This is a genomic window from Pseudomonas sp. SK2 (assembly GCF_016772395.1).
Lineage (GTDB): Bacteria > Pseudomonadota > Gammaproteobacteria > Pseudomonadales > Pseudomonadaceae > Aquipseudomonas > Aquipseudomonas taiwanensis.
The window spans coordinates 3,610,445-3,624,981 of sequence record NZ_CP061944.1 but is presented as its reverse complement, the minus strand read 5'-3'; the positions used below and the strand labels follow the sequence as shown (position 1 = coordinate 3,624,981).

The 14,537-nt window shown below is 63.1% G+C and carries 9 protein-coding genes and 1 other RNA gene; 6 read left to right on the top strand and 4 right to left on the bottom strand.

Features of this window, described 5'->3' with window-relative positions; genetic code table 11:
- From xdhC to xdhA, 3 genes are read right to left on the bottom strand one after another with little or no spacing between them, the layout of a single operon-like run.
- Entirely contained in the window at positions 1–846 is an 846-nt protein-coding gene (xdhC, locus tag IF103_RS16180) for a xanthine dehydrogenase accessory protein XdhC (protein ID WP_104881439.1), read from the bottom strand.
- Between the two features lie 45 nt (positions 847–891).
- Positions 892–3,288, bottom strand: a complete 2,397-nt coding sequence (gene xdhB, locus IF103_RS16175; protein ID WP_023381439.1) for a xanthine dehydrogenase molybdopterin binding subunit — start codon at positions 3,286–3,288, stop codon at positions 892–894.
- Positions 3,281–4,735, bottom strand: coding sequence for a xanthine dehydrogenase small subunit (gene xdhA, locus IF103_RS16170; RefSeq protein WP_023381438.1), 1,455 nt, complete (start codon positions 4,733–4,735; stop codon positions 3,281–3,283). Before xdhA ends, xdhB begins: the two co-directional genes overlap by 8 nt.
- A gap of 269 nt (positions 4,736–5,004) precedes the next feature.
- Here xdhA and IF103_RS16165 point away from each other — a divergent pair, with 269 nt between their 5' ends.
- The 6 genes from IF103_RS16165 (at position 5,005) to IF103_RS16140 (ending at position 13,651) form a co-directional block, all read left to right on the top strand.
- Positions 5,005–5,664, top strand: coding sequence for a GntR family transcriptional regulator (locus tag IF103_RS16165; RefSeq protein WP_023381437.1), 660 nt, complete (start codon positions 5,005–5,007; stop codon positions 5,662–5,664).
- A 3-nt stretch (positions 5,665–5,667) separates the two neighbouring features.
- On the top strand, positions 5,668–9,156 hold the full coding sequence (smc, locus tag IF103_RS16160; protein WP_104883435.1) for a chromosome segregation protein SMC: 3,489 nt from the start codon (positions 5,668–5,670) through the stop codon (positions 9,154–9,156).
- A 204-nt stretch (positions 9,157–9,360) separates the two neighbouring features.
- On the top strand, positions 9,361–10,242 hold the full coding sequence (gene zipA, locus IF103_RS16155; RefSeq protein ID WP_104881441.1) for a cell division protein ZipA: 882 nt from the start codon (positions 9,361–9,363) through the stop codon (positions 10,240–10,242).
- Between the two features lie 63 nt (positions 10,243–10,305).
- Positions 10,306–12,636, top strand: a complete 2,331-nt coding sequence (gene ligA / locus IF103_RS16150; protein ID WP_202675478.1) for an NAD-dependent DNA ligase LigA — start codon at positions 10,306–10,308, stop codon at positions 12,634–12,636.
- A gap of 183 nt (positions 12,637–12,819) precedes the next feature.
- Positions 12,820–12,916: signal recognition particle sRNA small type (gene ffs, locus IF103_RS16145), an RNA gene on the top strand.
- A 231-nt stretch (positions 12,917–13,147) separates the two neighbouring features.
- A complete protein-coding gene (locus IF103_RS16140; protein ID WP_202675477.1) occupies positions 13,148–13,651 on the top strand; it encodes a hypothetical protein in 504 nt (167 codons plus the stop codon).
- A gap of 102 nt (positions 13,652–13,753) precedes the next feature.
- Here the strand turns inward: IF103_RS16140 and IF103_RS16135 are convergent, their stop codons facing one another.
- Positions 13,754–14,521: a substrate-binding periplasmic protein gene (locus IF103_RS16135; protein WP_023381420.1), complete on the bottom strand. Its 768-nt coding sequence runs from the start codon at positions 14,519–14,521 to the stop codon at positions 13,754–13,756.
- Positions 14,522–14,537: the final 16 nt, after the last annotated feature.

The window sequence follows — 14,537 nt, the reverse complement described above, 5'->3', positions numbered from 1 at the left end:
TCAAAGGGCTTGGCTGCGCCGTGAAGGCGGCAGCAACTGGGCAATGGGGCCGGCATTGGCGGCAGCGTCGTGCTGGCCGAAGCAGGCGTTGTAAGTGGCAATGATTTCCCCGGCTATGGACACGGCGATCTCGATCGGCAGCTTGCCTTTGACCTCGGCCAGGCCCATCGGGCAGCGCATGCGTGCCATGACGGCGTCGTCATAGCCGCGCTCGCGCAGACGGTGCTCGAACTTGGCGCGCTTGGTCTTCGAGCCGATCAGACCAAACCAGGTGAAATCGTTGCGCTTCAGAATGGCGGCGGTCAGTTCCAGGTCGAGCTGGTGGTTGTGGGTCATGACGATGCAGTAGCAGCCTGCTGGCAGCTCTGCCACCTCGTCGACCGGTTCCTCGCTGACGACCTTGGTCACACCGTTAGGGATGACCTCGGGAAACTCCTGCTCGCGTGAGTCGATCCAGCGTACTCGGCAGGGCAACGCGGCGAGCAAGGGTACCAGAGCGCGGCCGACATGGCCCGCGCCGAACACAGCGATCTGCGCCTGCACCGCGGCCATGGGTTCGAACAGCAGTACAGTGACGCCGCCGCAGCACTGGCCGAGGCTGGCGCCCAGGCTGAAGCGCTCCAGATGCGGGGTCGTGCGTTGCGCTTCGAGCATCTGCCGGGCGATGTGCAGGGCCTTGTATTCCAGGTGGCCGCCACCGATGGTGTCGAACAGGCCGTCGGCGCTGACCACCATCTTCGAGCCTGCGTTGCGTGGCGTGGAGCCGCGCTCTTCGATGATGGTCACCAGCACGCAGGCTTCGCCACGGGATTGATGGTCGGCGAGGGCGTTGATCCATTGGTGCATGATCCAATTCCTCTTCAGGTAGCTCGGCCCGCTTTGGGGGCGGTGTTACTGAGTCTCTGTTTCCAGTTGCGGTTCGGCCGGTTGCGTGGCCACCGCCCTGCGCATCTGCTCACAGCCCCACAACACCCGCTCCGGCGTCGCTGGCGCGTCGATGTTCGGCTGCTCGCGGTAGTCGGCGATGCTGGCTACGGCATCCTTGATCGCGCACCAGGCAGCGATGCCGAGCATGAACGGTGGCTCGCCCACGGCCTTGGAGTGGAACACGGTGTCTTCCGGGTTCTTGCGGTTCTCCACCAGCTTCACGCGCAGGTCCAGCGGCATGTCGGCCACTGCCGGTATCTTGTAGCTGGCCGGGCCGTTGGTCATCAGCTTGCCCTTGGCGTTCCACACCAGTTCCTCGGTGGTGAGCCAGCCCATGCCCTGGATGAAGCCGCCCTCCACCTGGCCGATGTCGATGGCCGGGTTCAGCGAGTCACCGACGTCATGCAGGATGTCGGCGCGCAGCATCTTGTATTCGCCGGTCAGGGTATCGACGATCACCTCCACGCATGCCGCGCCGAAGGCGAAGTAGTAGAACGGCCGGCCACGCGCCTGGCTGCGGTCGTAGTAGATCTTCGGCGTACGGTAGAAACCGGTGCTCGACAGCGAAACCTGGGCGAAGTACGCCAGCTGAACCAGTTGCTCGAAACTGACGATCTGGTCGCGCACCCGTACATGGCCATTGCGGAACTCGACGTCTTCCTCGGTCACCTGATAGTGGCGTGCGGCGAATTCGGTGAGGCGCTTCTTGAGGATTTCGGCGGCATTCTGCGCCGCTTTGCCATTGAGGTCGGCGCCGCTGGAGGCGGCGGTCGGCGAGGTGTTGGGCACCTTGTCGGTATTGGTGGCGGTGATCTGGATACGGCTGAAGTCGACCTGGAACACCTGGGCGACCACCTGGGCGACCTTGGTGTTCAGACCCTGGCCCATTTCGGTGCCGCCGTGGTTCAGGTGGATGCTGCCGTCGGTATAGATGTGGATCAGCGCACCGGCCTGGTTGAGGAAGGTGGCGGTGAACGAAATACCGAACTTGACCGGGGTCAGCGCCAGGCCCTTCTTCAGGATCGGGCTGTTGGCGTTGAAGCGGCGGATCGACTCGCGACGCTCGGCATAGTCGCTGCTGGCTTCCAGTTCGGCGGTCATCTCTTCGAGCATGTTGTGCTCGACCGTCTGGTAGTAATGGGTGACGTTGCGCTCGGTCTTGCCGTAGTAGTTGGCTTTGCGTACCTCCAGCGGGTCGCGACCCAGGTGGCGGGCGATGTGGTCCATCACCTGCTCGATGGCGACCATGCCCTGCGGACCGCCAAAGCCACGGTAGGCGGTGTTGGAGGCGGTGTTGGTCTTGCAACGGTGGCCGTGCACGGTGGCATCGCCCAAGTAATAGGCGTTGTCGGAGTGGAACATGGCGCGGTCGACGATCGAACCGGACAGGTCCGGGGAGTAGCCGCAGTTGCCAGCCAGGTCGAAGGTGATGCCATGCAGGCGGCCGTCATCGTCGAAGCCCACGTCGTACTCGACGTAGAACGGGTGACGTTTGCCGGTCATGGTCATGTCTTCGACGCGCGGCAGGCGCATCTTGGTCGGCTGGCCGGTCAGGCGGGCGATCACCGCGCACAGGCACGCCGGGCTGGCCGCCTGGGTTTCCTTGCCTCCGAAACCGCCGCCCATGCGGCGCATGTCGAGCACGATCTTGTTCATCGGCACGTCCAGCACTTCGGCGACCAGCTTCTGCACCTCGGTGGGGTTCTGGGTCGAGCAGTAGACGATCATGCCGCCATCTTCGGTAGGCATTACCGAAGAGATCTGGGTTTCCAGGTAAAAGTGCTCCTGGCCGCCGATGTGCAGGGTGCCTTGCAGGCGGTGCGCAGCGCTGGCCAGGGCTGCGGCCGAATCGCCACGCTGGTGGGTGTGGCTGTCGAGCACGAAGTGCTTCTTGCGAAACGCTTCGACCACATCCAGCACTGGTTCCAGGTCTTCGTACTCGATGATGGCGGCCATGGCCGCACGGCGCGCGGTGTCGAGGTCGCGGGCGGCCACGGCGAGTACCGGTTGGCCGAAGAACTCGACCTTGTCGATGGCCAGCAGCGGGTCACCGGCAACCACCGGGCCGATATCCTTCAGGCCGGGAATGTCTTCGTGGGTAATGGCGATGCGCACACCTTCGAAGGCATAGCAGGGCGTGGTGTCGATGCGCAGGATGCGTGCGTGGGCGCGGTCGGACGTGCGGGCATACACGTGCAACTGGTTGGGGAACTCCAGGCGATCGTCGATGTACACCGCCTCGCCGGACACATGCTTGTCGGCACTGTCGTGCTTGATGCTGCGGCCAACACCGGTGGTCAGGTCCTGGCGGAACAGTTCGGCCATCTCGGCCTGGCTCTTGGCTGCGTGATGGTTAGACATAAGCGGTCACCCGGGTCTCGATGTATGGCGATTGCTGTTCGATGAAGTACTTGCGCAGCAGGTTCTGCGCGGTCAGCAGGCGGTACTCCTTGCTGGCACGGAAGTCGCTGAGCGGGGTGAAGTCCTCGGCCAGCGCCTGGCAGGCGCGTTCGATGCTGGCCTGGTTCCAAGGCTTGCCGCGCAGTGCGGCTTCGCAGGCCCGGGCACGCTTGGGAATGGCGGCCATCCCGCCGAAGGCAATGCGCACACCGCTGACCACGCCATTTTCGATGCTCAGGTTGAACGCCCCGCACACGGCGGAGATGTCGTCGTCCAGGCGCTTGGACACTTTGTAGGCGCGGAACGCCCAGTCAGCGCTGGCGCGGGGCACGATGATCTTCTCGATGAACTCGCTGTCCTGGCGTGCGGTGATGCGGTAGTCGATGAAATAGTCTTCCAGTGCCAGAGTGCGCTGGCGCTGGCCTTGACGCAACACGATCTGCGCGTCCAGGGCGATCAGCAAGGGTGGCGAGTCGCCAATCGGCGAGGCGTTGCCAATGTTCCCGCCCAGGGTGCCCTGGTTGCGGATCTGCAGCGAGGCGAAGCGGTGGAGCAGGGCGCCGAAGTCAGGGTATTCCTCGTTGAGCGCGCCGTAGCAGTCGGTGAGCGGGGTGGCGGCGCCGATTTCCAAGTGGCTGGCGGTTTTCTCGATGCGCTTGAGTTCGGCGACGTGGCCGACGTAGATCATCACCGGCAAGGTCTTGTGGAACTGGGTGACTTCCAGCGCCAGGTCGGTACCACCGGCCAGCAGGCGTGCCTCGGGGTGGGAACTGTACAAGTCGGCCAGGTCGGCCACGGTCAGCGGCACCAGGCAGCGCTTGTCGCCACTGTTGAGCTCGCCGGTCTGGGTCGGGGCAATGGCTTTGAGGCGGCTGATGGTCTGGGCCTGCTGGGCATCGAACTGGTCCCGGCAGGGCTGGGCGCAGCTCTGCTGGGCCGCGTCGAGAATCGGGCGGTAACCGGTGCAACGGCACAGGTTGCCAGCCAGTGCTTCCTGCGCCTGGTGCAGGTCGTGGCCTTCGCTGTTCTTTTGCAGGGCGAACAGCGACATGACAAAACCAGGGGTGCAGAAGCCGCACTGCGAACCGTGGCAGTCGGCCATGGCCTGTTGCACGCTGTGCAGCTTGCCCTGGTGCTTGAGGCCTTCGACGCTGATGAGCTGTTTGCCGTGCAGCGACGAAACGAACGTCAGGCACGAGTTGAGGCTGCGGTAGCGCAAGGTGTCGTTGCCGGCAGCGTCCTGGGTCAGTTCGCCGACCACCACGGTGCAGGCGCCGCAGTCGCCACTGGCGCAGCCCTCCTTGGTGCCGGGTTTGCCCAGGTGCTCGCGCAGGTATTGCAGCACCGTCATGTTCGGGTCCAGGGCGTGCTCACTACGCAGCTCCTGATTGACGAGAAACTGGATCACGGGGAAGGCCTCGCAATGGTTTTATTGTTGTTCGGGCGGACTCTAAGCAGGGCTGACCTGAAGGTCAATATTTTTCTGACTCAAAGGTCAGGAAATTATTCATTCCTACGCCGATTCCACCGAACCCGTCCTTTTCCTAAGCATAGATCGGGCCGTCATCGAGGGCATTGGGCGATGCCAACAAAGGCTGTAGTCCCCCTGCTCGATTGGGCTGCAAGTGCGCTACAATCCCGCCCTTGTCTCCAGTTCAATGATTCTGAAGGAAAACCATGACGTTCAAGGCGCCGGACAGCCTCTCAGAGCAGATTGCCGACTACCTGGCCGAGCGGATCATCCGTGGCGAACTCGCGCCGGGAGAACGTATCCAGGAGCAGAAGGTCACCCAGGCGCTCAATGTCAGCCGTGGCTCGGTGCGTGAGGCCCTGTTGATCCTCGAACGTCGGCATCTGGTCGCGATCTTGCCGCGTCGTGGTGCCCATGTGACCGAACTGGACGAACGCAGCGTGCGCAGCCTGTGCACCTTGATGAGCGAGTTCTACATCCTGCTGGGCAACGCGGTTGCGCAGAAATGGCGCGTCGAGAGCGACCTGTTGCCATTCTTGGGCATTCAGCAGCGCCTGCAGCAAGCGTGCGCCAACAAGGACATCAAGACCTTCGTCGCCGAAAGTTTTGCCGTGATGCGCGCGGCCTACCCGTTTGCTGACAACCCGTTCCTCCAGGAAACCGTCGAGAACCTGCAGCCGGCCATGAGCCGTGCCTACTACCTGTCACTGGATCAGCGCCAGGCCAACATGAACGACTACCTGGAGCTGTTCGCCCGCTTGCTCGACGCCGTGGTCGCCCGAGACCTGCCGCGCATTCGCGAAGTGCTTACCGCCTACGGCCAGCGTAGTTGCGAACTGGTGCTGGCTGCGTTGGCCCGAGTCTGACCGATGCGCCTAAAGTGCATTCGCCTGGCCGGGTTCAAGTCGTTCGTCGACCCGACCACGGTCAACTTCCCCAGCAACATGGCGGCCGTGGTCGGCCCCAACGGCTGTGGCAAGTCCAACATCATCGACGCGGTGCGTTGGGTGATGGGCGAAAGTTCGGCGAAGAACCTGCGTGGCGAGTCGATGACCGATGTCATCTTCAACGGCTCCACCAGCCGCAAGCCTGTCAGCCAGGCCAGCATCGAACTGGTGTTCGACAACAGTGACAATACCCTGGTGGGCGAATACGCCGCCTATGCGGAGATTTCCATCCGTCGCAAGGTGACCCGCGACGGGCAGAACACCTATTACCTGAACGGTGCCAAGTGCCGTCGGCGTGATATCACCGATATTTTTCTCGGCACCGGCCTGGGCCCGCGCAGCTATTCGATCATCGAACAGGGCATGATCTCCAAGCTGATCGAGGCCAAGCCCGAGGAGCTGCGCAATTTCATCGAGGAAGCCGCTGGCATATCCAAATACAAGGAGCGCCGCCGCGAGACCGAGAACCGCATTCGCCGCACCCAGGAAAACCTGGCGCGCCTGACCGACCTGCGCGAAGAACTGGAGCGCCAGTTGGAGCGCCTGCATCGCCAGGCCCAGGCCGCCGAGAAATACCGCGAGTACAAAGCCCAGGAGCGCCAGTTCAAGGCGCGTTTGTCGGCTTTGCGCTGGCGCGACCTAGATGCCCGCGTGCGCCAGCGTGAAGGGGTGATTGGCGATCAGGACGTCGCCCATGAGGCGTTGGTGGCCGAGCAACGCAATGCCGACGCCGCCATCGAGCGCCTGCGCGACGGTCATCACGAGCTGTCCGAACGCTTCAACCAGGTCCAAGGGCGTTTCTACTCGGTGGCCGGCGATATCGCCCGGGTCGAGCAGAGCATTCAGCACGGCCAGCAACGCCTTCGTCAGTTGCAGGACGACCTCAAGGAGGCCGAGCGCACGCGACTGGAGACCGAGTCGCACCTGGGCCACGATCGCACCCTGCTGGCCACGCTGGGCGAAGAGCTGGACAGGCTGCTGCCCGAGCAGGAGCTGACCCTGGCCGCGGCCGAGGAGGCTGCCGCCATCCTGGAAGAAGCCGAGCAAGGCATGCACGGCTGGCAAGAGCAGTGGGACAGCTTCAATACCCGCTCTGCCGAACCTCGGCGCCAGGCCGAGGTCCAGCAGTCGCGTCTGCAGCAGCTTGAAGCCAGCCTGGAGCGCCTGAGCGAACGCCAGCGCAAACTGACCGAGGAAGGCGAGCAGCTGGGCGCCGACCCGCAGGATGCCGACATGCGGGCCTTGAGCGAGCAGTTGGCAGGCAGTGAAGTACAGCTTGAAGCGCTGCAGTTGGCGGAAGAGCAACTGGTCGACAGCCTTGAGGGCGTGCGTGAGCAGTTGCAGCAGGCGACCCAAGCGCAGCAGCAGGCGCAGGGCGATCTGCAGCGGCTGGGCGGACGCCTGGCCTCGCTCGAGGCATTGCAGCAGGCCGCCCTCGAACCAGGCGCAGGCATTGCGCAGTGGTTGAGCGAACAAGGCCTGGCGCACCAGCCCCGGCTGGCCGAGGGCTTGCGTGTCGAGCCGGGTTGGGAGCTGGCCGTGGAGACGGTGCTCGGAGCTGACTTGCAAGCGGTGTTGGTCAATGACTTCGCCGGGCTTGATTTCACGCACCTCGAGCAGGGCGAGCTGCGTTTGCTGCTGGCCGACGAGGAGGGTGCGCGCCCGGCCGGCAGCCTGCTGGACAAGGTCGAAGGTCGTACCGACCTGGCTCCGTGGCTGGCCCAGGTCAAGCCGGTGGAGGACCTCGCGCAAGCCTTGGCCCTGCGCGCCTCCCTGGGCGAAGGTCAGAGCTTGGTGAGCCGCGACGGCTACTGGGTGGGCCGGCACTTCCTGCGCATCAGCCGTGGTGGAGACGCCCAGGGTGGTGTGCTGGCCCGTGGCCAGGAAATCGAGCGCCTGGGCTTCGACCAGGCTGAGCAGGAGGCGGCGCTCGAGGTGCTCGAACAACGGTTGCAGGCCCTGCGCGAGCAGCAACTGGACCACGAAGAGCAGCGAGAGCAACTGCGCCGCCGCACCCAGGAGCAAACCCTACAGCACGGCGAGCTCAACTCGCGCCTGTCGGCCGCCCGTGCGCGTGCCGAGCAGTTGGAACTGCGCCGCGGCCGCTTGCACGAAGAGCTGGTCGAGTTGCAGGAGCAACGCGCCGTGGAGCATGAGCAATTGGGCGAAGCGCGCCTGTTGCTGCAAGAGGCGCTGGACCTCATGGCACAGGACGCCGAGCAGCGCGAAGCGCTGATGGCCCGGCGCGATACCTTGCGCGAGGGTCTCGACCGTGTGCGACAGGAGGCCCGTCAGCACAAGGACCATGCCCACCAACTCGCCGTGCGCCTGGGTTCGTTGCGCGCCCAGCACGACTCCACTCGCCAGGCTCTGGAGCGTCTGGAGCAGCAGGCTGCGCGCCTTGGCGAGCGCCAGGAGCAATTGAGCCTCAATCTGGAGGAGGGCGAAGCGCCGCTCGAAGAACTGCGTCTGAAGCTGGAGGAGTTGCTGGAGCGGCGCATGAGCGTCGACGAGGAAATGCGCCAGGCGCGTCTGCACATGGATGAGGCCGACCGCGAACTGCGAGAGGCCGAGAAGCGCCGTACCCAGGCCGAACAGCAGGCACAGTTGCTGCGTGGCCAGTTGGAGCAGTTGCGCCTGGAGTGCCAGGGCCTGGACGTGCGCCGCAAGACGCTGCAGGAGCAACTTCTGGCCGATGGCTATGATTTGCAGGGCGTGCTCGCCACGTTGGAACCCGAGGCCAGCGAGCAGGGCACCGAGCAGGAGCTTGAGCAGTTGGAGGCGCGGATCCAGCGCCTGGGCGCGATCAACCTGGCGGCGATCGAAGAATACGAGCAGCAGTCCGAGCGCAAGCGCTATCTGGATGCTCAGGACGCCGACCTGGTCGAAGCTCTGGAGACCCTGGAGAACGTCATTCGCAAGATCGACAAGGAAACCCGCAACCGCTTCAAGGATACCTTTGATCAGATAAATGCCGGATTACAGGCGCTTTTCCCAAAAGTTTTCGGTGGCGGCAGCGCGTATCTGGAACTGACGGGCGAAGATTTACTCGATACAGGGGTGACGATCATGGCGCGTCCGCCGGGCAAGAAGAACAGCACCATCCATTTGCTGTCCGGCGGCGAAAAGGCACTGACCGCATTGGCGCTGGTGTTTGCCATCTTCAAGTTGAACCCCGCACCGTTCTGCATGCTCGACGAAGTCGATGCACCGCTGGACGATGCCAACGTCGGGCGCTACGCCCGTTTGGTCAAGGACATGAGTGAAAGCGTGCAATTTATCTACATCACCCACAACAAGATTGCCATGGAGATGGCCGATCAATTGATGGGGGTGACCATGCATGAGCCTGGGTGCTCACGTCTTGTTGCAGTTGATGTGGAGGAGGCTCTGGCCATGGTCGACGCCTGATGAGCGAAGATAGGGCAGAATGTGTGGGCAAATGCCCCCGTCATGTGCGACAGACGGTGTAAAGTTGTCTTTGGTCGTGCTAGCTTAATGTCACTCGTTTTTTGCGTGGGTAAAACGCCTGTCAGAACATAGAGTTGGCGCCACGTGTTAAAGGGCTTTGAACCCTTTGTTTTCAAGCATATTTTTATAGAGGCACGGGATTACATGGAAATCGGTCTGCGCGAGTGGCTGATCGTCATCGGCATCATTGTCATCGCCGGTATTCTTTTCGACGGCTGGCGCCGCATGCGCGGCGGTAAAGGCAAGTTGAAGTTCCGTCTGGATCGCAGCTACTCCAACCTGCCGGACGACGAAGGCAGTGCCGAGGTGCTTGGCCCATCGCGGGTACTGGACACCCACAAGGAGCCGGAGCTGGACGAGAGCGACCTGCCTTCGGTCAGTGCGCCCGAGCGTGAGCGTGAGCGCGAACCCAAGCCTGCCAAGGCCAACAAGCGCGGCAAGCGTACCGCGCAAGCCCAACAGGGTGACCTGAACCTGGTTGCCGAGCAGCGCGAGCCCGACCTGTTCGACGATGCCGATGAAGGTCTGGCCGCCGACAACAATCGCAACAGCGGTTTTGCTGCCAGCGGCAACGCGGCCAAAGAGCTGCCACCTGTCGAAGAGGTGCTGGTGATCAGTGTCATCTCCCGTGACGAAGGTGGTTTCAAGGGGCCGGCGCTGCTGCAGAACATTCTCGAGAGCGGCCTGCGCTTCGGTGAAATGGATATTTTCCACCGTCACGAAAGCATGGCCGGTCACGGCGAAGTGCTTTTCTCGATGGCCAACGCGGTCAAGCCAGGCGTCTTCGACCTGGACGACATCGACCACTTCAGCACCCGGGCCGTGAGTTTCTTCCTCGGTCTGCCAGGCCCGCGCCATCCAAAGCAGGCCTTCGATGTGATGGTGGCCGCGGCACGCAAGCTGGCCCATGAGCTCAATGGCGAGCTCAAGGACGACCAGCGCAGCGTGCTGACCGCCCAGACCATCGAGCACTACCGCCAGCGTATCGTCGAGTTCGAGCGCCGTGCGTTGACTCAGAAGCGCTGACAGAAGGATCCAAACGAAAGAGCAGCCTGTTGGCTGCTTTTTTGCTTTGCAAGAGAGCCAAAAATGACTGCCGAAACCCGAATTCTCGAACTGCGAGCCGAGCTCGATCAGCACAACTACCGCTATTACGTGCTCGACGAGCCAAGCATCCCAGATGCCGAGTACGACCGCCTGTTCAACGAACTCAAGGCGCTGGAGGCCGAATACCCGCACCTGGTGACGCCCGACTCGCCGACCCAGCGTGTCGGTGGTCATGCCTTGGCGGCATTCAGCCAGGTCCGTCACGAAGTGCCGATGCTCAGCCTCGGCAACGCCTTCGACGAGGCCGACCTGCGCGAGTTCGGCCGGCGCGTGGCCGAAGGGCTCGATCAGTCCGGTGCGGTCGATTTCAGTTGCGAGCCCAAGCTCGATGGCCTTGCGGTCAGCCTGTTGTACCGTGATGGCCAGTTGGTGCAAGGCGCGACCCGAGGTGATGGCACCACCGGCGAGGACATCAGCGCCAACGTGCGCACCGTGCGGAATATCCCGCTCAAGCTCCAGGGCCAGGGGTGGCCTGCCGTGCTTGAAGTGCGCGGTGAGGTGTACATGAGCAAGGCCGGGTTCGACCGGCTCAACGCTGTCCAGGCCGCTGCTGGCGGCAAGACCTTCGCCAACCCACGCAACGCGGCGGCCGGCAGCCTGCGTCAGTTGGACCCGAAGATCACTGCCAGTCGCCCGCTGGAATTCTGCAGCTATGGCGTGGGGCAGGTCTCCGAGAGCATCGGCGAAAGCCACATTGGTATCCTCGAACAACTCAAGCAATGGGGCCTGCCGATCAGCCGCGAACTCAAGCACGCGGCGGGCATCGAAGAGTGCCTGGCCTATTACCACGACATCGGTGAGCGGCGTAGCAGCCTGGCCTACGAAATCGACGGCGTGGTGTTCAAGGTCAACAATCTGGCCGCGCAGCGCGAGCTGGGCTTCCGCGCCCGAGAGCCGCGCTGGGCCGTGGCCCACAAGTTCCCCGCCATGGAAGAGCTGACCGAAGTGCTGGATGTCGAGTTCCAGGTCGGTCGTACCGGTGCGGTCACTCCCGTGGCACGCCTGAAGCCGGTCAAGGTCGCCGGCGTGACCGTGTCAAACGCCACCCTGCACAACATGGATGAAATTGCGCGCTTGGGGCTGCGTATCGGTGACACGGTGATCATTCGCCGCGCCGGTGACGTTATCCCGCAGGTGATGCAGGTGGTGCTCGAGCGTCGTCCCGAAGATGCCCGTCCGGTGGAAGTGCCTAGCGAATGCCCGGTGTGCGGCTCGCAGGTCGAGCGCACCCAGTTGGTCAAGCGCAGCAAGGGCAAGGAAACCACCAGCGAGGGCGCGGTGTATCGCTGTGTCGGTCGCCTGGCCTGCGGTGCCCAGCTCAAGCAAGCGATCATTCACTACGTGTCCCGTCGCGCCATGGACATCGACGGCCTGGGTGAAAAGAGCGTCGAGCAGTTGGTGGATGAGGGGCTGATCGGCTCGCCGGCGGACCTGTACAAGCTGGCGTTCGAGCAGATCGTTGGTCTGGAAGGTTTCGCTGAGGTCTCCAGCAAGAAGCTGCTGGACGCCATCGAGGCCAGCAAGCGCCCGAGCCTTGCACGCTTCATCTATGCCTTGGGCATTCCGGATGTGGGCGAGGAGACCGCCAAGGTCCTGGCTCGCTCGCTGGGCAGCCTGGCGCGGGTTCAGAAGGCGCTGCCGCAGGTGCTGACCTACCTGCCGGACATCGGGCTCGAAGTGGCCTATGAGATTCATAACTTCTTTGAAGACGACCACAACCGCAAGGTCATCGAGCAACTGTTCGCCAGCGGCATGCAGTTGCAGGACGAGGGCGAGGTGGCAGCGGAGTTCGCGGCCAGCACCACCTTGGCCGGCATGATCGCCAAGCTCGATATCGCCTCGGTCGGCCCGACGGGGGCGGAAAAGCTGGTGGCCAAGCTCGACAGCCTGGACAAGATCATCGAAGCCGACGGCATCGACTTGCGCCAGGTCTTGAACACCAAGCAGGCCGATGCAGTGCGCGAATTCTTCCGCGACGAGGCCAACCAGAAGCTTGCACGGGCTCTCGAGGCTCAGTTGCTGGAGTTCGGCATGCACTGGAGCAATGAGAAAAAAGTTGCCGAAGGGCTGCCGCTGGCCGGTCAGACCTGGGTGCTGACCGGGACCCTGGAGCGCATGAGTCGCGACATCGCCAAGGAAAAACTCGAAAGCCTGGGCGCCAAGGTAGCCGGCTCGGTGTCCGGCAAGACCCATTGCGTGGTTGCCGGTCCCGGTGCCGGTTCCAAGCTGGCCAAGGCCAGTGAGCTGGGGGTGAGGGTGCTGGATGAGGATGCATTTGTTGCGTTCTTGGCCGATCAGGGTATTGCTATCTAGGGGCCTGCCGTGATCCTGGGGCGCCGCGGCCCGTGTAGCGGCCGGCTTAGCGGCGACGAGTCAGGCGCGTCAGGACAAGTCATTGAGAAATGATGACTTTTTCTCGCCGCAGAGGTTGTAAGTTCGCCCCAGACCGGTACAATGGCGCGGCTCGTCACATGGCGAGCCGCGTAGTGGTGGCCCCATCGGTCCCCCCGCATTGATTAACCGTTAACCCGGTCAGGCCCGGAAGGGAGCAGCCGTAGCGGTGACATCGAGTGCCGGGGTGTGGCTGGTGGGGCCGCCTCCATTACGCAAGTCCTTGAATTCTCAAGGATTTCTCGCTCCAGCATCCCCAGAGTCGAACAACGTATTGGTACGCCCCAGTGGTGGTCGCTGAGCGGCTGCTATCGCCTGTGCGTCGCGATAGGTTGCGTGGTTGATTTAGATCAGTTTCGGGTGTGCGGCCAGGATTAGATTGGACAGTGGCGCTCCACTCCCTACCCTGACCTTGCGCGCAAGGAGCTGAACCATGAAAGCCTCCAAATTCGCCGTTATCGCTTTGGCAGCAGTGTTTTTCCCGGCGCTGACCTATGCCCAGCAGGACGCTGGCGTCGCCAAGCCGGCCGAGCAGTCCATGAGTGTCGAGAAGTTCGATCAACAGATGGCCAAGGCCCAGGAAAATCTGAAGAAGATGCAGGAGCAGATGAGCCTTATCCAGAAAACCACCGACCCTGCTCAGCGGCAGAAGCTGATGCAGGAGCACCAGGCAATGATGCAGCAGAGCATGCAGATGATGTCCGGGATGTGGGGTGCGGGCATGATGGGATGCTGTGCAGGCGGCAAGATGGGCGGGCCTATGATGGGCGGCGGCCACAAGATGGGCTGGGGGCAAATGGGCAGCCATTACTCGCAGATGACGCCCGAGCAGATGAAGCAGCATCAATACATGATGGACAGGTACATGGGCATGCAGCAGATGATGATGGAGCAGATGATGCAGCATCAGCAACACATGGCTGCGCCGTCTCGCTGAGCCCAGAGCAACCCCTCTGGCATCCCGGTGGCTGATCTCTTCTTGGTAGAGGGGGTATGGCGCAGCCGTGCCCCAATCAAGGCGAGCCCAGTGCCCACCGCATCAAGGTAGAGCCGCCGAGGCGTCTCCCGGATATTCCACGGCCCCATACCGCCGGGTGATCCGTTCGATCTCTCCCGATTGCTTCATCCTCACCAGCGCCCGGAGCAACCCCTGGGTCGGTATCGCCGGATCATTGCGCACCATGCAGCCTAGGGACTGCTCTTCCAGCACGGCCACTGCCTTTAGGTGCTGCTCGGCCGGCAAGCGTTGGTTGAACCACTGCAGTGACATCAGGTTGCTCACCGCATGCCGATAGCGACCCGCCTCGAGCTTCTGCAGCACCAGCACCTGGTTACGGCTGTCTTCACGGTGCAGGCGCTGCTGCTTGAACAGGGGCTCGAGCGAGGCATAGGTGTACCCCAACACCGTGCCGATGGCTTGCGGTGGCAACTGCTCCACACTGGCAGGGCTGCGCTCGCCGGGGCGGCCGACCAGCACATCGCGCTGGGTGAACAGAGGAATGCTCCAGACGAAATCTCCAGGGCGGTCATTGAACCACAGGGTGCTGACGTAACAGCGCACGTCGATATCGCCGTCGTTCATCGCCTGCTGCAAGCGTAGGCGGGCCATCAGGTGGTATTCAGGGCGGACACCGGCTTCGCGGGCCAGGGCCTGCATCAGGTCGTACAGCATGCCCTCCACCGGCCGACCCTTTTCGGTACGAATCAGCGGCATGCTCCAGCTCTCGACGACGGAGAAGCGCAGCACTGGCTGCTCGGCCAGGCTGTGGGTGGTCCAGAACAACAACAGGGCCAGCAGTCTTCGCAAGGGCTTTCCTCCCGGA

Coding starts and splice junctions, on each gene's coding strand:
- xdhC (WP_104881439.1), bottom strand. CDS start 846: ATGCACCAATGGATCAACGCCCTCGCCGACCATCAATCCCGTGGCGAA.
- xdhB (WP_023381439.1), bottom strand. CDS start 3,288: ATGTCTAACCATCACGCAGCCAAGAGCCAGGCCGAGATGGCCGAACTG.
- IF103_RS16165 (WP_023381437.1), top strand. CDS start 5,005: ATGACGTTCAAGGCGCCGGACAGCCTCTCAGAGCAGATTGCCGACTAC.
- smc (WP_104883435.1), top strand. CDS start 5,668: ATGCGCCTAAAGTGCATTCGCCTGGCCGGGTTCAAGTCGTTCGTCGAC.
- zipA (WP_104881441.1), top strand. CDS start 9,361: ATGGAAATCGGTCTGCGCGAGTGGCTGATCGTCATCGGCATCATTGTC.
- ligA (WP_202675478.1), top strand. CDS start 10,306: ATGACTGCCGAAACCCGAATTCTCGAACTGCGAGCCGAGCTCGATCAG.
- IF103_RS16140 (WP_202675477.1), top strand. CDS start 13,148: ATGAAAGCCTCCAAATTCGCCGTTATCGCTTTGGCAGCAGTGTTTTTC.